Source organism: Nonomuraea sp. NPDC004354 (genome assembly GCF_053602555.1).
This window is the reverse complement of sequence record NZ_JBSGDV010000003.1, coordinates 700,265-718,367: the sequence shown is the minus strand read 5'-3', so window position 1 is coordinate 718,367 and position 18,103 is coordinate 700,265. Positions and strand designations below refer to the sequence as shown.

Genomic DNA, 18,103 nt, shown 5'->3' with positions numbered 1-18,103 from the left:
CTTTCGCATGTCTGCCGCCATGCCTGATTCGCTGAAAGTTTTCGTTGCAGTCTTGCAAGTCATCGAAACGCGGAGGTAGCGTCTGGGCGCGTCAGGCCACTCTCTGCACCCCCTGGAGATCCCCCATGGCCCACCTCGACCGCCGCCGTTTCCTCCAGCTCAGCGCGCTGGCCGCCGCGGGAGGCGCGTTGAGCGCCTGCGGTGGCGGCACCCCGGGCGCCTCGGCGGGAGGCACGGGCAAGATCACCGTCTGGAGCTGGCAGGGCCCGGCCGCGATGATGAAGCAGCTGGTCCCGGCCTTCGAGAAGCAGTTCCCCGCGGTCAAGGTCGACGTCCAGGACATCGGCAACCCGGCCATCTGGGACAAGATCACCGCCGGACTCTCGGCAGGCGGCCAGGGGCTCGGCGACGTGCTCCACATCGGCGTGGACTACCTGCCCGCCTACATCGAGAAGTTCCCCGGCGGGCTGGCCGACCTGACGCCGCTCGGCGCGGGCAAGCACAAGGAGGCCTTCGCCCAGGGCATGTGGGAGACCGTCAGCCGCGACGGCAAGGTCTACGCGCTGCCGTGGGAGGCCAACTCGGCCGGCTTCTACTACCGCGCCGACCTGTTCGAGAAGGCGGGCGTCGACGTCGAGTCGCTGCAGACCTGGGACGAGGTCATCGAAGCCGGCGTCAAGCTCAAGGAGAAGACCGGCGTCCAGCTCCTCGGCATCGACAAGCCCGCCTCCCAGGCCGACTCGGCCAACCTCTTCGAGATGCTGCTGCAGCTGCAGGACAGCTTCTACTTCGACATGCAGGGCAACATCACGCTCGACACCCCGCAGGCCGTCACCGCGCTCACCGTCATCAAGAAGCTCAACGACGCCGGCCTGGTCGCCGACCTGGCCGGCGGCTGGAACACGATGATCAGCGCGATGAAGAAGGGCGCGGTGGCGGTCCAGGCCATGCCGACCTGGTTCGGCGGCATCATCGAGGAGAACGTGCCGGGGGAGAAGGGCAAGTGGAAGGTACGGCTGCCGCCGGCCGTCACCCCCGGCGGCAAGGTCGCCGCGACCGTCAACTCCACCCACCTGGCCGTCGCCGGGACCAGCAAGGACCAGGCCGCCGCCTACGCCTTCGCCGAGTTCGTGCTGACCAGGCCGGAGAACCAGGTGGCGATCTACAAGGGCAAGGGCATCGCGCCCGCCCTGATGAAGGCCTACGACGACCCCGTCTTCCACGCCCCTTCGGAGTTCTTCAGCGGCCAGAAGAAGGGCGAGGTCTTCCTCGAGGCGCTCAAGCAGCCCTCCTACGTCACCAACTACTCCGCCGACTACCCCCGCGCGCTCAAGGCCGTGACCGACGCGCAGAGCAAGGTCCTGCTCAAGGGCGCCGACCCGGCCACGGTGCTGAAGGAGGCGGCCGACCTGGTCGCCCAGCAGACCGGCAGGAAGGTGCTGCGGTGACGGCCCTGGCCGAGCGCGCCCCCGCGGTGCGGCCGGCGGGCCTGCGGCGGTTGTCCGCGCTGCGGGTGGCGCCCTACCTGTGGGTGCTGCCGGCCCTCGTGCTCTTCGCGCTCTTCAAGCTCTACCCGATCGCCTGGTCGTTCTGGCTCAGCCTGTTCAAGACCGACGGCGCGCTGCAGACCTTCGCCGGCGCCGCCAACTACACGCGCCTGGCCGACGACCCGCTGTTCTGGACGGCCCTGCGCAACACCGTGGTGATCCTCGTCGTCCAGGTGCCGCTGATGCTGGCCATCGCGCTGGCGCTCGCGGTGGCCTTCAACTCGTCGCTGCTGCGGTTCAAGGCTTTCATCAGGCTCGGCTTCTTCCTGCCGATGATCACCGGACTGGTGGCCTACGGCCTGCTGTTCGCGGTCCTGCTCAACCCGCAGTCCGGGCTCGTCAACTGGGCGCTGGGCCTGGTGGGCGTCCCGCCGGTGCCGTGGCTGACCGACACGCTGTGGGCCCGTGTCTCCCTCGGGTTGGCGCTGACGTGGCACTACACCGGATACAACGCGGTGATCTTCCTTTCCCGGCTGCAGGCGCTGCCCCAGGACCTCTACGACGCGGCGTCGGTGGACGGGGCGGGCGCATGGCACCGCTTCAGGCACGTGACCCTGCCGGGGCTGCGGCCGGTCGTCCTGCTCACGCTGGTGATGTCCACGATCGGCACGCTCCAGCTGTTCGACGAGCCGTACGTGCTGACCGGCGGCGGGCCCGACAACAGCACGGTCACCGTCGGCCTGTACCTGTACAACACCGGCTTCAAGTACCTCGACTTCGGCTACGCCTCGGCCATCGCCTACGCGCTCGCCGTCATCATCGGGATCCTCGGGATCGTGCAGTTCCGCGTGCTGGGGGATCGGTCATGAGCCGGCAGATCATGCTGACCTCCGCCCTGCTGGTCGCGGTCGCCGTGGTGCTGGTGCCGTTCTACTGGCTGGTGGTCGCCGCCACGCACAGCACCGCCGAGGTCTTCGGCAGCCCGCCGCCGCTGCTGCCCGGCGGCCACCTGCTGGACAACCTCGCCGGTCTCGAGGCCGGCCTCGGCTTCAGCCGCGTCGTCGGCAACTCGCTGTTCATCGCCACGGTCTACACGCTGCTGGCCGGGCTGGTCTGCACGATGGCGGGCTACGGCTTCGCCAAGTACGACTTCCGCGGCAAGGAGGTGCTGTTCGGGCTGCTCATGCTGGGCCTGGTCATCCCCAGCCAGGTCACGCTCGTGCCGCTGTTCAAGATGATGCTGGCGCTGGAGTGGCTCAACACCTACCAGGCCGTCATCCTGCCGAACCTGGCGCTGCCCTTCGGGATCTTCCTCATGCGCCAGTCGATGTCCGCGCTGCCCTCCGAACTGCTGTCGGCGGGCAGGGTGGACGGCTGCGGCGAGCTGCGGCTGTTCTTCAGGGTCGTGCTGCCGCCGATCAGGCCCGCGCTGGCCGCGCTGGGCATCTACCTGTTCCTCTACCAGTGGAACGACTTCGTGTGGCCGTTGATCGCGCTGCGCACCAGGGACGCCTACACGATCCCCCTCGCGATCGCCGCCCTTCGGGGCGCCACCGAGACCGACTACGGCCAGATCCTCGCCGGCACGGCGGTCGCCGCGCTGCCGATGGCCGTCCTGTTCCTCCTCCTCCAACGACACTTCGTGTCCGGACTCCTCGCTGGAGCGGTGAAAGAGTGAGCGTCACGACCGCGGGCCTGGCGCCCGCGCCGACCGAGCACCTGCTGGACGACGTATGGCTGGCCGTACTGACCCGCGGCGCGCCGGCCGCCTGGCGGCTGGACGGCGACGTGCTGGAGATCGGCTCCCACGAGGAGCTGGAGATCCGGCTGTCGGTGCCGCTCGGCGACGCCGTCGGGTTCTGGCATCCGGCCTGCGACTGGCGGCGCACGCTGGTCGCCGACTGGGCCGGGTTCGAGCGGACCTCCCTGGTGAGGGGGGCGGCGGCCGGGTGCCTGTACGACAGCAGGGGCCGCACGCTGCTCGCCTTCGCCGCCGAGGACGCCGTGCCCGAGGTGACGATGCGGTTCGGGGTGTCGGAGGAGACCAAGACCTTCGTCGTGCACCTGGCCGTGCCGGCGGGGCCGTACCGGATCCGCCTCGCGGGGAGCGCACCCACGGTGGCGACGGCGATGCGCGAGCTGCGGCGCGCGCTGGGGGCGGGCGCCCGCCGGCCGGCGGAGGGGGCTCGCGAGCCGGTCTACTCCACCTGGTACGGCTTCGCGCAGGACGTCTCGGCCGAGGGCGTCGAGCAGGAGGCGGCGCTGGCGGTGTCGGCGGGATGCGGCACGCTCATCGTCGACGACGGGTGGCAGCAGCTGGGGCACGGCCGTGGATATCGGGGCGTCGGTGACTGGCAGCCGGACAGCGAGAAATTTCCGGACTTCGCGGGGCATGTCGCGCGGGTACAGGGCCTCGGCCTGCGATACCTGGTGTGGGTCGCGCCGCTGCTGCTCGGGCCCGACGCGGCCTGCTTCGACGAGCTCGAGCCCTACGCGCCCGCCATGGCGGGAGTGCCCGGCGCCAGGGTGCTCGACCCCCGGCGCCCCGAGGTCAGGCGGCATGTCGTCGCGCTGTGCGCCCGGCTGATGGAGTACGGGATCGACGGGCTCAAGATCGACTTCCTGGACGAGGCGATGGTCTACGCGGGCACGCCACCCCGCGGTGCCGACATCCATGACGTCGGCACGGCCATGCGGATGCTGGTGTCCGACGTCCGGCGTGCGGTGGGAGAGCGGGCGCTGCTGGAGTTCCGCCAGCCGTACGTGGGGCCCGGGATCGCCGGGCAGGCCGACCTGCTGCGGGCCGACGACTGCCCGGCCGACGCGATCGCGAACCGGGTCAGGACCATCGACACCGGATTCCTGGCCGTGGCCGGCGTCGTGCACGGCGACATGCTGATGTGGGACCCGCGGGGCGGCGCGCACAGCGCGGCCCGGCAGCTCATCGGCTCGCTGCACGCCGTCCCGCAGATCTCGGCGCGGCTGGCCGGCCTGCCCGAGGGGCATCTGCGGATGGTCGCGTTCTGGCTGGCGGAATGGCGGCGGCTGCGCGACGTCCTGCTCGACGGCCACGTGGAGCCGGGACGGCCCGACGAGCTGTATCCCGTGGTGACGGCCGCGCTCGGCGAGGAGTGCGTGATCTCGGTGAGCGCCGAACGGGTGGTGCCGGTCGACACCGCGGCCCACCGGGAGATCACGCTGGTCAACGGGACGGGCGGGGAGCGGCTGGTGCTGGAGGTGCGCGGGCCCGGCGCCCACGTGGCACGCCTGCACGCGCCCGACGGCTCTAGGATCGAGCCTGAGGTACGGCGGCTGGGCGCGGGGCTGGTCTCGCTGGCCGTACCTGCTTCGGGGCTGGTGGTCCTGAAGACCTCGGGTGAGGCGCTCCTGGAGGAGGAACGGTGAAGATCGGCATCACCGAGGTCGCCGCGCGCGCGGAGGTCAGCGAGGCCACGGTCAGCAGGGTGATCAACCGGCGGGCGGGCGTGTCCGCCAGGACCCGCGAGGCGGTCGAGCGGGCCATGGCCGAGCTCGGCTACGAGCGCTCGACCCGCGGCCAGATCGTCGCGGTGATCACGCCGTGGGTGTCGAACCCCTGGTTCGCCGAGGTCGCCGAGCTGATCGAGGCGGCGCTCGCCCCGCACGGGCTGAAGGGCGTGCTGTGCCCGGCGCTGCCCGGCGGGATACAGGAGCGCGAGTTCGTCTCCGCGCTGGCCGACCACGGCGTGGCCGCGGTGGTGTTCCTGTCGGCCAGCAACACCCTCGACGACCCCGACCCGGAGACCTGCAACATCCTGGCCGCGCGGCGGATCCCCTTCGTCGGCGTCAACGGCGGGTTCGCCGGCCACTCGATGCCCGTGCTGTCCACCGACGACGTCATGGCCGCCGAGCTGGCCGTCGACCACCTGTGGCGCCTGGGGCACCGCGCGATAGGGATGGCCTCGGGGCCCGCCGCCAACCGGCCCGCCGACCGGAGGGTCGACGGGTTCGTGACCGCCATGGCCCGGCGGGGGGTGGCGGACCCTGAGTCCCTGGTGACGCGGCAGTACTACACGATCGAGGGCGGGCAGACGGCGACCACGACGCTCCTCTCCCGGGGCGCCACGGCGGTCGTGGCGGCCAGCGACTTCATGGCGCTGGGCGCGATCAGAGCTGTCAGGCGCGCCGGCCTGTCGGTGCCCGAGGACGTCTCCGTGGTCGGCTACGACGGCTCCATGATCATGGAGTTCGTCGACCCGCCGCTCACGACCGTCCGCCAGCCGATCGACCGGCTGGCCAAGGAGGTGGCGCGCAGCGTCGTCGCGCTGGTGAGCGGGCGGGGCGTGCCGAGCGGCGAGCTGATGTTCGGCCCCGAGCTGGTCGTCCGTGGCTCGACGGCGGCACCGCGCTAGTCCTTTCCGAGAGTCCTTCCCCAGCAGACTCTGCCCAGCCGATTCATCCGATCATCGGGAGTATCCATGTTGGTGTTACCTGTCCTGCTCAGCTCCGTCCTGGCCGCCGGCCCTGTCGTCGTCGTCAACCCCGGCTTCGAGAAGGACACCGAAGGGTGGACCTTCACCGCCGGCACCGGCGTGGCGACCAACCGCCCCCACGGTGGCGCCAAGCTCGTCTACCTCGACGCCGGGCCCGGCAAGAGCGTCAGCCAGACGATCACCGTGCCCACGGCGGGCACCTACTCGGTGTCGGCGTGGATCGCCACAGGCGGGGCCGGCGGCACGTTCACCGTCCTGCGCGGCGGCACGCCCGTGGAGACGGTCACGCTGCCCTCGCGCGGCACCTACACCCGCTACACGATCTCCGACGTCGCCTTCGCCGAGGGCGACCGGCTCGGCGTCGTCTTCGGCTCGGGCTCCGGCTGGGTGAACGTCGACGACGTCATGATCTCGCCAGGGGCCACGGCCTCGCCCGCGGTACGCTCCTCCAACCCCAAGATCGTCGAGATGTTCGGGTGGGCCAAGGCCAAGGCAGGCTCCTGGGTGCACCAGAACGGCGTGCCCGGCCCGCTCAACGTGGACGAGCGCCAGCCGGGCGGCACGGGCGAGGGCGTCTACACCTCCTCCTACTGGGCCGGCTACGCCCACCGCAGCGGCTACTACTCGCGCGACTTCGCCCACCAGCTGGCCGGAGCCCACATCCTCGGGCTCGCCGAGCAGAACAAGAACATGCTGCGCTCCTTCGCCCGGTCGGCGACCGAGGAGCACAAGTTCTACCCGGTGTGGGCGCTGAACTTCGACGCCTCCACCTACCTGTCCATCGACTACCGCTCGCCCACCGACTTCGTCCGCGAGGTCCCCGCCACCTTCGAGCTGGTCGAGAAGGCCAACCAGGCCTTCAGATGGACCGGCGACCGTGCCTACCTCGACGACCCGGTCTTCTGGGACTACTACCGGCGCGCCACCGCCGACTTCGTCACCCTGCACGACGGCCTGCTGCCCAACGGCATCGCCGAGGGCACCGGCAGGGGCATCTTCCAGGGCACCGCCAGCTACAACGAGGTCGGCGGCGAGCCGCTGGCCGAGGCGGGCGACGCCATCGGATCGCAGTACCAGGCCCACAAGGCCCTGGCCGCGCTCGCCCGCGACAAGGGCGACCGCACGCTGTCCCGGGCCCAGGAGAAGCGGGCACGCGCGGTGAAGGAGTACTTCAACACCACGTGGAGCGTGAAGCAGGGCAGCGGCGAGTTCGTCAGGGCCTACACCGTCGACGGCACGCCGCTGACCGGCTTCGGCAAGGAGAACAGCTGGTTCATGCCGATGAAGGGCATCATCGACGCGGGGCCGCGCAACGACGCCTACCTCGACTTCGTCGACGCCGAGGCCTCGGGGGCGGGACGGCCGCGCAACATCGAGGCGATCACCTACCTGCCGGACACCTTCTTCCGGCACAACCGGGCCGGCACAGCGTGGAAGTGGATGCAGGACGTCTACGACAGGCGCGAGGAGCGGCACGTCAGCTCCCGCCAGGGGCTGAACGGCGACTACCCCGAGGTGCCGTTCACGCTGGTCAGCCAGACGGTCGAGGGCCTCATGGGGATCCAGCCCGACGCCCCGCGCAGGACCGTGGCCACCCAGTCCCGCCTGCCCGCGGACATCGGCTGGCTGGAGGTGGCCGACGTGCCCGTCGGCTCCGGCAAGGTGACCGTACGGCATGACGGGACGGACTCCAGCACCTTCACCAACAAGGGCGACGGGCCGGTGTTCTGGGAGGCCCGCTTCGCCGGCGAGCACCGGTGGCTGGAGGTCAACGGGCACCGCTTCCCCGGGATCCCGAAGGTGATCGACGGGGTGACGTACACGGTGGCCAAGGTGCCCGTCCGCGCGGGCGGGACGGCGACCGCCAAGATCCCCTCGTAGGCCGTCCCAGGCAGGGGCCCGCCCCGCGGCGTGCGGTGTCGTAGTGGCGCCGGGCGGGCTGCCGGTGGTCATGCCGGCCCGCCCCGCGGGCGCGCGGTGCCGTACCGCGTGATGGGGGCGCCGCGTCGGGCCCGCCGTGCGTGCGGCGGGCCTCTCGCGTGGCCACCGATGGTGACGGACGGGCGACACTGTTCTCACCATCGCCTGCCACGGCGGCGGAATTGTCGGCGGCGGCGCGTAGCGTTCCGGTTGTGAACCGTACCGATCGGCTCTACGCGCTCGTCGAGGACCTGCGCGCGATCTCCCCCAGATGCCGGTCAGCGCGCCAGCTCGCCAAGCGCTTCGAGGTCAGTGTCAGGACCATCGAGCGTGACATCGCCGCGCTCCAGGAGTCCGGCGTGCCCATCTACGCCGAGCCCGGCCGCAGCGGCGGTTACGCGATCGACAAGAACCACTCCCTGCCCCCGCTCAACTTCACCCCCGCCGAGGCGGTCGCCATCGCGATCGCGCTCAGCAGGGCGGGCGACCAGCCGTTCGGCCGCCAGGCGCGCAGCGCGCTGCGCAAGGTCGTCGCCGCGATGCCGGGCTCCGAGGGCGACCTGGCCAGGGAGCTGGCCCGGCGCGTCCAGCTCGTCGCCCCCCAGGAGACCGGCGAGGAGATCCAGCCGCTGGGCCGCGCGGGCGTCTCGCGCGCCATCGAGGACGCCCTGCTGCGCCGGCGCGTCCTCCACCTGGAGTACGCCGACAGGAAGGGCGCCCTCACCTCGCGCGACGTCGAGCCGGGGGTGTTCCTGGGCGGGCGCGGCGGCTTCTGGTACCTCGTGGCCTGGTGCCGCCTGCGCGACGACGTGCGGGTCTTCCGGCTCGACCGGATCGCCGCCGCGTCGGTGAGCGAGGAGCGCTGCCCCGACCGGCCACTGGAGGGGTACGTCACCGACGTGCCCGACATGATCGTCAGCGGCACGGTGCTCGACTAGGTGCTCGATTAAGCATTCGAAAACACCGACATAGGGTTGTCGCCATCGCGTCTTATCGTTGTCGTGTTCGAGAAACTTGACGACCTGGAGTGCACATGGTCAACACCGTGGCCTGGTTCGAAGTCGCCAGCGACGATCCCGAGGCGGCGCAGCGGTTCTACGGCGACCTTTTCGGCTGGACGTTCACCCCCGACCCGGATGCCCCGATGGACTACCGGATGATCCACGCCACCGGCGAGGAGCAGCCCGGGGGCGGCCTGTACGGCACCGGGGGCGAGGTGCCCAACCACGCCACCTTCTGCGTGCTGGTCGAGGACGTGGCGGCGACGTGCGCGAAGGTCGAGAGCCTCGGTGGCAAGGTGGTGCGCAAGGTCGTCGCCAACCCGGGCGGCACCAGCTTCGCCTACCTGCACGACGTGTCCGGCAACCTGTTCGGGATCTTCACCCCACCGGCCGGCTGACTCGCGTCACCCGTCCGCTGAAGGCCGGCGAGCCCTTCCCGCCGCCGCCCTGACCGGCGCCTTCCCCGCCGCGCGGACATGACGCAGCCTCCGCTTGCGCGACCCGGGTCACGGACCGCGCGGCAGGGGCACCGACCGCCTTCGGCGGTCCATCCTCCCTGGGCACGCCGCCAACCGCCGAGCGGCGGCGCGCCCAGGGCATCCACTCATCCCAGGCGGTGCCGACCACAGGGCACCCAACTCATCCCGGGCCAGCCACCACAGGGCATCCCCCGACACGGGCCGCCGACCGCAGTCCATCCACCCGACACGGGCCGCGCCCGGCCGCAGGGCATCCACTCATCCCCGGCGGCGACCGCAGGGCATCCGCCGGACACGGGCCGCGCCGGCCCGTGTTCGGCGGCGCCTCCGTCAGGAGGGGCAGGAAGCGCCCTCCTCGGGCATCTTGCCCTGGAGCAGGTAGGCGTTGACGGACCCGGCGATGCACTTGCTGCCCGACAGGTAGGCGCCGTGCCCCTCACCCTCGTAGGTGAGCAGGGTCGCGGTCTTCAGCTGCTTGGTCAGCTTGGGCCCCCACTGGTACGGCGTGGCCGGGTCACCCTTGCCCGCCACCACCAGGATCGGCCCCGACCCCGTAGCGTCCACCTTCTTGGCCTCGTCGCTGCCCGGCACGGGCCACACCCGGCAGATGGATCCGGCGCCCACGCTGCCGAACAGCGGTGAGATCTTCAGCGCCGCCTCCTCCGTGCGCACCAGCTCCTGCTCGCTGGGCCGCTCGGCGGTGTCCACGCAGGTGACGGCGGGGAAGCTGGACATCTCGGTGGAGTAGGTGCCGTCCGGCCTGCGCCCGGTGTAGGTGTCGGCCAGGTACATCAACGCCCCGCCGTCGCCCTTCAGCGCCGACGCCAGCGCGCTCTCCAGGAACGGCCAGCTCAGCCTCGAGTAGAGCGCGGCCGCCACGGCGGTGCCGGCCAGGCCCTGCGTCAGCTCCCGGTCACCGACCTTCAGCGGCGACTCGACCAGCTGGTACATCAGGTTCGTGATCTTCTTGTCGGCCGCCTCGACGCTCTTGCCGAGCTCGCAGCCCTGCTGGACGCAGTCCTTGAGGAAGCTCTCGTAGGCCTGCTGGAAGCCCTTGGTCTGGGCGATCGTGCGCTGCTCGAACGTCACGCTCGGGTCGAGCGGGGCGTCGAGGACCATGCGGCCCACGTTCTTGGGGAACAGGGTGGCGTAGACGGCGCCGAGGTGCGTGCCGTACGACATGCCGAAGTAGTTGAGCTTGGCGTCGCCGAGGGCGACGCGCATCTGGTCCATGTCGCGGGCGGCGTTGACGGTGCCCACGTACGGCAGGACCGGCCCCGAGTCCTTCTCGCACAGCTTGGTGAACTGCTCGGTGACCGCCTGGGTCTTCTCCCTGGTCTGCTCGTTGGACGGCAGCGAGTTGAGCGAGACGTACGCCTCCATGTCCTTGCCGTCGCCGCACCTGACACCGCGGCTGCGCTCGACACCACGCGGGTCGAAGCTGACCAGGTCGTAGCGGGTGTTGAGGGTGGTGAACGCCTTGACCGCCCGCGACATCGTGTCGACGCCCGAGGCGCCGGGCCCGCCGAAGTTGAACACCAGCGACCCGATCCGCTCGCCGGGCCCCGTGGCCGGAATTCTGATCATCGCCAGGTCGACGGTCTCGCCGCCGGGTTTGGTGTAGTCGAGCGGGACGCGCAGTTTGCCGCACTGGAGCGCGGCGTTGGGCGTGGCGGGTGCCGCGCCCTCGGGCACGGCCAGGTCGGTGCAGGCGCCCCAGGCGATCTTCTCGGCCGCCGCCGAGCCGGTGGGCGACGGGCCACCGGTGCTGCCGGTGGAAAGGCCGCAGGCGGCGAGCGCGATGGTGAGCCCTGCCGTCGCGGCGACGGTGGTGTGTGCGCGGCGCATGGAATATCCCCCGATATCGAATACCAGGGAAAATCCTTTCACATGCCTTGCCGGATGGTCGCGTGCGCCGCGCGCGCCGAGCGGCTTCCGGTAGATCGTCACCGCGATGAGGCGGCGCGCTCCCCTCCTGAACACGCCGCCGCACCCCTCCATGAGAGCGCGACGGGCCGTCCATGACGCGAAAAGGACGGCCGTCCATGACACGAAAGGACAGCGCGACGGGCCGTCCACGACGCGGAAGCTGGAGAAAAGAGAAAGAGCCCGCGCCGTCGGGCGCGGGCTCTTTCCTGGCGAAGCGTCAGACGCCCATGGACTGGGTGTCGTTGCTCTCGGCGCCGCCGGCCTCGGTGACGCCGTTCTTCAGGTGGTAGCGGGCGATCGCCTCGCGCAGCACCTCGCCGTCGAGCTCGCCCCGCTTGACCAGCTGGGTGAGCACCGCCAGCGTGATCGACGCGGCGTCGACGTGGAAATGGCGGCGCAGCGCCGAACGGGTGTCGGACAGGCCGAACCCGTCGGTGCCCAGCGAGCTCCAGTCGCCCGGCACCCACTGCGCGATCTGGTCCTGGACCGCCTTCATGTAGTCACTGACACCCACGAAGGGACCCCGCGCGCCCCCCAGCGCCCGCGTGACGTACGGCACGCGCTGCTCGGAGTCGGGGTTGAGCAGGTTGTGCTCCTCGCAGGCCAGCGCCTCGCGGCGCAGCTCCGACCACGACGTGGCCGACCAGACGTCGGCCGAGACGCCCCAGTCCTCGGCCAGCATGCGCTGGGCCTCCATCGCCCACGGGCCCGCGACGCCCGAGGCGAGGATGTTGGCCTTCGGCCCCTGCGCCAGCGGCGAGTCGGCGAACTTGTACAGACCCTTCAGCAGGCCGTCCACGTCGAGGTCGGCGGGCTCGGCGGGCTGCACGTAGGGCTCGTTGTAGACGGTCAGGTAGTAGAAGATGTTCTCCGGCTGGTCGCCGTACATCCTCCGGAGCCCGTCCTTGACGATGTAGGCGGTCTCGTAGGCCCACGAGGGGTCGTAGGCGACGGCCGCCGGGTTCGTCGAGGCGATCAGCGGGGTGTGGCCGTCCTCGTGCTGCAGGCCCTCGCCGTTCAGGGTCGTGCGGCCCGCGGTCGCGCCGAGCAGGAAGCCCCTGCCCATCTGGTCGCCGAGCTGCCACATCTGGTCGCCGGTGCGCTGCCACCCGAACATCGAGTAGAAGATGTAGATCGGGATCATGTGCTCGCCGTGCGTGGCGTAGGAGGTGCCGACCGCGGTCATCGAGGCCATGGAGCCCGCCTCGTTGATGCCCTCGTGCAGGATCTGGCCCTCGGTCGACTCCTTGTACGACAGCAGCAGGTCCCTGTCGACGGCCTCGTAGGTCTGGCCGTGCGGGCTGTAGATCTTCGCCGTCGGGAACATCGCGTCGAGACCGAAGGTGCGCGCCTCGTCGGGGATGATCGGCACGAACCGCTTGCCGATCTCCTTGTCGCGCATCAGGTCCTTCAGCAGGCGCACGAAGGCCATGGTGGTGGCCACCTGCTGCTTGCCCGAACCCTTGGCGAACTGCTTGTAGACCTCGTCGCCGGGCAGCTTGAGCGCCTTGGCGCGGACCGAGCGCCTGGGCAGCACGCCGCCCAGCGCCGCGCGGCGCTCCTTCATGTAGGCGATCTCTTCGTCGTTCTCGCCCGGGTGGAAGTACGGCGGCAGGTCGCCCTCGAGCGCGGAGTCGGGGATCGGCAGGTAGAGCCGGTCGCGGAACTCCTTCAGCTCGGCCTTGGTCATCTTCTTCATCTGGTGCGTCGCGTTGCGCGCCTCGAAGTCCTTGCCCAGCGTCCAGCCCTTGATGGTCTGGGCGAGGATGACCGTCGGCTGGCCGACGTGCTCGCGGGCCGCCTTGAACGCCGCGTAGACCTTGCGGTAGTCGTGGCCGCCGCGCGACAGCTTGCGGATGTCGTCGTCGGTCAGGTGCTCGACCATCTTGCGCAGGCGCGGGTCGCTGCCGAAGAAGTTGTCGCGGATGTAGCCGCCCGACTCGACCGAGTAGGTCTGGAACTGGCCGTCAGGCGTGGTGTTCATCTGGTTGACCAGGACGCCGTCGACGTCGGCGGCCAGCAGCGGGTCCCAGTCGCGGCCCCATACGACCTTGATGACGTTCCAGCCGGCGCCGCGGAAGTACGACTCCAGCTCCTGAATGATCTTGCCGTTGCCGCGGACGGGGCCGTCGAGCCGCTGCAGGTTGCAGTTGATGACGAACGTGAGGTTGTCGAGCTCCTCGCGGGCGGCCAGGCCGATCGCGCCGAGCGACTCGGGCTCGTCCATCTCGCCGTCGCCGAGGAAGGCCCAGACGTGGCTCCTGGAGGTGTCCTTGATCTGGCGGTTCAGCAGGTAGCGGTTGAACCGCGCCTGGTAGATCGCGCTGATCGGGCCGAGGCCCATCGACACCGTCGGGAACTCCCAGAAGTCCGGCATGAGCCGGGGGTGCGGGTAGGAGGGCAGGCCGTGGAAGCCGTGCGACAGCTCCTGGCGGAAGGCGTCGAGCTGGGCCTCGTTGAGCCGGCCCTCGAGGAAGGCGCGGGCGTAGATGCCCGGCGCGGCGTGGCCCTGGAAGTAGACCTGGTCGCCCGACTCGCCGTGGTCCTTGCCGCGGAAGAAGTGGTTGAAACCGACCTCGTACAGCGAGGCGGCGGAGGCGTAGGTGGCGATGTGGCCGCCGACGTTGGTGCGCGCGTTGGCGCGCGAGACCATCACCGCGGCGTTCCACCTGATGTAGGCCCTGATGCGCCGCTCGACATGCTCGTCACCCGGGAACCAGGGCTCGCGCTCCGGCGGGATCGTGTTGATGTAGTCGGTGCTGCGCAGGCCGGGCACGCCGACCTGGTGCTCGCGGGCCCGCTCCAGCAGGCGGAGCATCAGGTAGCGGGCGCGCGTGCGACCCTCGGTCTTGATGACGTTGTCGAGGGACTCGAGCCACTCGTTGGTCTCGCTGGGGTCGACATCAGGCAGCTGGCTGGGTAGGCCGTCGCTGATGATCGAGAAACGCTGGCGTCCGGAAGCCACTGGGTCTCGCCTTCCGAGGATCGACTGATGTCTGGTCTGGGTCGCCTTCCATCCTGGTCGCTAACTCCGGAAAGTGCATCTCTACTGACCGGTAACCAGACCGTCCCTGCTGGCAGGGAATGGATGGTGGCCTAGACCACCGATGGTAGGACGAATCGACACCAAAGGTTACATCGAGGGCCAGATTTATCAAGACCAGAAAAGAGACGAAATTTCGCTTATGGGGTCGGCCCTGTGGAGAGGCGCTGGGGCGGCACTCGCCCCGCAGTATAGGAACGGTCTCGGCGCCCACGGCCGCCGGGCGTCGCCCGGCCTCCGGTCCCGTCCGCGGGATCCTAGCGGCCCCTCCCGTACGGCACCGCGGCGGCCTGCTCCCAACCGGCGGACAGGTGGGCCGATCGCCTCGTCCGGCCTCGCCCGTGGGGCCGCTCCGTGCCGTCCGAGGGGCGTCTGAGGCGCGGCGGAGCCTCGCCCTGCACGACGTCGCCCCGGTGACTCTCAGGCTGGGCAGGAGCCGGTTGCGCGGATGCCGCGTCAGCCGGAACTGCCGCCGACGTGCCGTCCTAAGGGGTCGCGCCACCGGGGGAGGCGGCGGCGAGTTCGGCGCGGGCGGTGGCGGCCACGACCTCGCCCGCCACCCTGAGCGCCTCGGTGTCGCGCAGCGACCTGCACAGCACGAACGCCCCTTCGAGGCTGGTCACCAGGCAGATGGTGAGCCTGCGCGCCACCTCGGGCGCCAGCCCGAACCTGGCGAACCCCTCGGTGCCCGCCGCGATCCACGCCGTGAAGACGTCGGCGGTCGCCCCGCGCAGCGCCTCGTTGGTGCCGGCCACTTCGAGCGCCACCGTGGCGATCGGGCAGGCGTCGGCGTAACCGGTCTCCACCAGCGTCTCGGCCGCCGCGGCGAAGAACGCCTCGATGCCGCTGACCGGGTCCGGCGCGGGCGCGATGAGGGCGTCGAAGAGCTGGACGTACATCATCCCCGACGAGCGGATGACCTCCTCGCCCAGCTGCTCCTTGCCGCCGGGGAAGAAGTGGTAGATCGAGCCGAACGGCGCGCCGGCCGCGGCGACGATCTGCTTGAGGCCGGTGCCCGTGTAGCCGTTGCGGCGGAACAGCTCGGCGCTCGCGTCCAGGATGCGTTCCTTGGTGTTGCCCACGATCGGAGCCTACCCTAAGGTCTCGCTAGAGCGATCTATCAAATCGGAGGCCGCTGTGCCGGAGATCGAGTTGTCAGCCGGGACGATCGACTACGAGGACACCGGCGGCGAGGGGCCCGTCCTGGTGTTCCTGCACGGAGTCACGATCGACGGCTCCGTGTGGCGCAACGTCGTGGCCGACCTGCGCCACGACCACCGGTGCGTGTGCCCGACGCTTCCGCTGGGCGCGCACCGCCGTCCCATGCGGCCGGGCGCCGACCTGTCGCTCACCGGCGTGGCCCTGCTGGTGGCGGAGTTCCTCGACCGGCTCGACCTGCGCGAGGTGACCCTCGTGCTCAACGACTGGGGCGGCGGGCAACTGCTGGTGCCGCTCGGCCGGGCCGAGCGCGTCGGCAGGCTGGTCCTGACCTCGTGCGAGGCGTTCGACAACTACCCTCCGGGGCTGCCGGGCCGCATGATCGAGCTCGCGGCGCGGATCCCCGGCGGGTTGTGGCTCGTCATGCGGCTGCTCGGGCTACGGTCCTTCCGCAGGGCCCCGGGCGGATGGGGCTGGATGAGCAAGCGACCCGTGCCCGACGCGGTGATGGACGGGTGGTTCGCGCCGGCGCGGGCCAGCTCGGCGATCAGGCGGGATCTGGCGGCCTACACGCGGTCCGTGCCGCCACGCCGGGTGTTGCTGGAATGGGCCGAGGGGCTTCGCGCCTTCGCCGGGCCGGTGCTGGTGGCGTGGGCGGTGGAGGACAGGCTGATGCCGCGCGAGCACGGTCCCAGGCTCGCGGCGCTGTTCAAGGACGCCAGGCTGGTGGAGATCGAGGACAGCTACACCCTCATCCCGGAGGACCGGCCCGCGCTGCTCGCCCGCACGATCGCGGAGTTCGTGCGCGAGACCGACACGGGACGAACGCCGGCCTGACCCCCGGGTCGAGGGCCTCGAGCCGGGTACGGCAGGCGGGTACGCGCGGGGTCGACGCTGTGCGGGCGGACCGTAACGTTTCGCTTATCTTTTGCCCTTCTACCTCGGTCAAGGGGCTTTTCGGATCGGCCCCGCCGTACGAAGGTGGGAGGTATGAACGCGACGGTAGGAGACCGGCTCCTCGTGCACGGCAACACCGTTGGAGAGGCAGACCGGCACGGCGAGATCATCGAAGTGCGGGGTGCCGACGGCGGGCCTCCGTACATGGTCAGGTTCGACGACGGGCACACCGGCCTGGTGTTTCCCGGTCCGGACGCGATCGTCGAGCACACATAGGATTTCCATGTGAAATCCCAGATCATCTCGGTGACCACCGGGTCGCGCGAGACGGTGCACGACATCACAGGTGAGTGCGAGGACTTCGTACGATCGGTGGGCGGCGACGGGCTGCTGCACGTGTTCGTGCCGCACGCGACGGCCGGAGTGGCGCTGCTCGAGCTCGGCTCCGGCAGTGACGACGACCTGCTCGCCACCCTGGCCGACCTGCTGCCCGCCGACGACCGGTGGCGACACGCCCACGGCTCTCGTGGCCACGGCAGGTCGCACGTGATGCCGGCCCTGGTCCCGCCCTATGCCACCGTCCCCGTGCTCGGCGGGCGGCTGGAGCTGGGCACATGGCAGTCGATCGCCGTCGTCGACCTGAACGTCGACAACCGTGAACGGCAGGTTCGACTGTCGTTTTTGTCGGATTAATTCGTGTGGAGTACGGCCGTCATCGTGGCGACCGTTGACGACTGAGGGTCACAGCGTGTGGACTGTCCCGAAGCGATGACCGCATATCAGGAGGGATACAAGTGAGCGCGACCGCGGGTCAGGCGCAGGGCGAGCGCAGCCTGGCCGAACGACTCGGCCTCAAGCCGGGTCAGGTGGTGCAGGAGATCGGCTGGGACGAGGACTGCGACGAAGAACTTCGCGAGTCCATCGAGAACCTGACCGGCACCGAGCTGTTGGACGAGGAAACCGACGAAGTCGCCGACGTGGTGCTGCTGTGGTGGCGCGACGGCGACGGCGACCTCTTCGACGCTCTCAGCGATGCGATGCGATCTCTGGCCGAGGCGGGCCAGATCTGGCTGCTGACTCCCAAGGCCGGCAGAGATGGCCACGTGGAGCCGAGCGACATCGGGGAGGACGCCGCCACCGCGGGCCTCTCGCAGACCAGCAGCATCTCCGCAGCACCCGATTGGTCGGGGACCAGGCTCGTGGCGCCCAAGGGCCGTCGCTAGTCAGACGTTGAGGCCTGCCGTACGACCGACCTGGTCGTACGGCAGGATGAACGGCATGGCTCCCGACTTCGAACTGCCAGACCAGCACGGCACCCCGGTCAGGCTCTCGAGCCTGCGGGGCGGGCGGGTGCTGTTGATCTTCTACCCGCTGGCCTTCAGCGGGGTGTGCCAGAGCGAACTCGGCCAGGTGCGCGACGAACTCATCCCGCGCCTGCCCGCCGACGTCACGGTGCTCTCGGTCTCCGTCGACTCCATGTTCACCCACCGCGCGTGGGCGGATCAGCAGGGGTACGAGTTCCCCCTGCTATCCGACTTCTGGCCACACGGACAGGTCGCGCAGGCGTACGGTGTGTTCGACGAGGCGAAAGGGCTCGCCAGGCGCGGCACCTTCCTCATCGACGGCGAGGGCGTGATCAGGTGGTCGGTCGTCAACCCGATCTCCTCGGCGCGTGACGTCGCCGACTATCTCCAAGCGTTGTCCTGACTGTCCATCG

General features: G+C 70.3%; 16 protein-coding genes. 13 read left to right on the top strand and 3 right to left on the bottom strand.

The window, feature by feature from the left end; genetic code table 11:
• Positions 1 to 125 precede the first annotated feature (125 nt).
• From ACWENQ_RS14080 to ACWENQ_RS14045, 8 genes are all read left to right on the top strand, one after another.
• Complete coding sequence (locus ACWENQ_RS14080) at positions 126 to 1,448, top strand: ABC transporter substrate-binding protein (RefSeq protein WP_452414413.1); 1,323 nt, start codon at positions 126 to 128, stop codon at positions 1,446 to 1,448.
• Positions 1,445 to 2,356: a carbohydrate ABC transporter permease gene (locus ACWENQ_RS14075; RefSeq protein WP_449927956.1), complete on the top strand. Its 912-nt coding sequence runs from the start codon at positions 1,445 to 1,447 to the stop codon at positions 2,354 to 2,356. The genes ACWENQ_RS14080 and ACWENQ_RS14075 overlap by 4 nt, the downstream gene beginning before the upstream one ends.
• Positions 2,353 to 3,165: a carbohydrate ABC transporter permease gene (locus ACWENQ_RS14070; RefSeq protein WP_449927958.1), complete on the top strand. Its 813-nt coding sequence runs from the start codon at positions 2,353 to 2,355 to the stop codon at positions 3,163 to 3,165. The genes ACWENQ_RS14075 and ACWENQ_RS14070 overlap by 4 nt, the downstream gene beginning before the upstream one ends.
• Positions 3,162 to 4,892: a glycoside hydrolase family 36 protein gene (locus ACWENQ_RS14065; RefSeq protein WP_452414411.1), complete on the top strand. Its 1,731-nt coding sequence runs from the start codon at positions 3,162 to 3,164 to the stop codon at positions 4,890 to 4,892. The genes ACWENQ_RS14070 and ACWENQ_RS14065 overlap by 4 nt, the downstream gene beginning before the upstream one ends.
• On the top strand, positions 4,889 to 5,878 hold the full coding sequence (locus ACWENQ_RS14060) for a LacI family DNA-binding transcriptional regulator (RefSeq protein WP_449927962.1): 990 nt from the start codon (positions 4,889 to 4,891) through the stop codon (positions 5,876 to 5,878). Before ACWENQ_RS14065 ends, ACWENQ_RS14060 begins: the two co-directional genes overlap by 4 nt.
• 66 nt (positions 5,879 to 5,944) lie before the next feature.
• Positions 5,945 to 7,840, top strand: a complete 1,896-nt coding sequence (locus tag ACWENQ_RS14055; RefSeq protein ID WP_452414409.1) for a hypothetical protein — start codon at positions 5,945 to 5,947, stop codon at positions 7,838 to 7,840.
• Between the two features lie 251 nt (positions 7,841 to 8,091).
• Complete coding sequence (locus ACWENQ_RS14050) at positions 8,092 to 8,817, top strand: helix-turn-helix transcriptional regulator (protein ID WP_354904993.1); 726 nt, start codon at positions 8,092 to 8,094, stop codon at positions 8,815 to 8,817.
• A 95-nt stretch (positions 8,818 to 8,912) separates the two neighbouring features.
• A complete protein-coding gene (locus ACWENQ_RS14045; RefSeq protein ID WP_452414408.1) occupies positions 8,913 to 9,278 on the top strand; it encodes a VOC family protein in 366 nt (121 codons plus the stop codon).
• A gap of 411 nt (positions 9,279 to 9,689) precedes the next feature.
• Here ACWENQ_RS14045 and ACWENQ_RS14040 read toward each other — a convergent pair whose 3' ends face one another.
• The 3 genes from ACWENQ_RS14040 to ACWENQ_RS14030 all read right to left on the bottom strand — a co-directional run bounded on the left by ACWENQ_RS14040 (position 9,690) and on the right by ACWENQ_RS14030 (position 15,413).
• A complete protein-coding gene (locus ACWENQ_RS14040; protein ID WP_449927970.1) occupies positions 9,690 to 11,207 on the bottom strand; it encodes an alpha/beta hydrolase in 1,518 nt (505 codons plus the stop codon).
• 298 nt (positions 11,208 to 11,505) lie between these two features.
• The gene (aceE, locus tag ACWENQ_RS14035; RefSeq protein ID WP_452414406.1) at positions 11,506 to 14,253 is read right to left on the bottom strand and encodes a pyruvate dehydrogenase (acetyl-transferring), homodimeric type; all 2,748 of its coding nucleotides are present in this window, start codon (positions 14,251 to 14,253) and stop codon (positions 11,506 to 11,508) included.
• A 563-nt stretch (positions 14,254 to 14,816) separates the two neighbouring features.
• A complete protein-coding gene (locus tag ACWENQ_RS14030) occupies positions 14,817 to 15,413 on the bottom strand; it encodes a TetR/AcrR family transcriptional regulator (protein ID WP_452414404.1) in 597 nt (198 codons plus the stop codon).
• A 55-nt stretch (positions 15,414 to 15,468) separates the two neighbouring features.
• Here ACWENQ_RS14030 and ACWENQ_RS14025 point away from each other — a divergent pair, with 55 nt between their 5' ends.
• The 5 genes from ACWENQ_RS14025 to ACWENQ_RS14005 all read left to right on the top strand — a co-directional run bounded on the left by ACWENQ_RS14025 (position 15,469) and on the right by ACWENQ_RS14005 (position 18,093).
• Entirely contained in the window at positions 15,469 to 16,326 is an 858-nt protein-coding gene (locus ACWENQ_RS14025; RefSeq protein WP_449927976.1) for an alpha/beta fold hydrolase, read from the top strand.
• Between the two features lie 153 nt (positions 16,327 to 16,479).
• A complete protein-coding gene (locus tag ACWENQ_RS14020) occupies positions 16,480 to 16,662 on the top strand; it encodes a DUF1918 domain-containing protein (protein WP_354904978.1) in 183 nt (60 codons plus the stop codon).
• 9 nt (positions 16,663 to 16,671) lie between these two features.
• Positions 16,672 to 17,079, top strand: a complete 408-nt coding sequence (locus ACWENQ_RS14015; protein ID WP_452414403.1) for a secondary thiamine-phosphate synthase enzyme YjbQ — start codon at positions 16,672 to 16,674, stop codon at positions 17,077 to 17,079.
• Positions 17,080 to 17,180: 101 nt separating this feature from the next.
• Positions 17,181 to 17,609 carry a DUF3052 domain-containing protein gene (locus tag ACWENQ_RS14010; protein ID WP_354904973.1) on the top strand — a complete coding sequence of 143 codons (429 nt, stop codon included), beginning with the start codon at positions 17,181 to 17,183 and terminating at the stop codon, positions 17,607 to 17,609.
• 55 nt (positions 17,610 to 17,664) lie between these two features.
• Positions 17,665 to 18,093, top strand: coding sequence for a peroxiredoxin (locus ACWENQ_RS14005; protein WP_449927979.1), 429 nt, complete (start codon positions 17,665 to 17,667; stop codon positions 18,091 to 18,093).
• Positions 18,094 to 18,103: the final 10 nt, after the last annotated feature.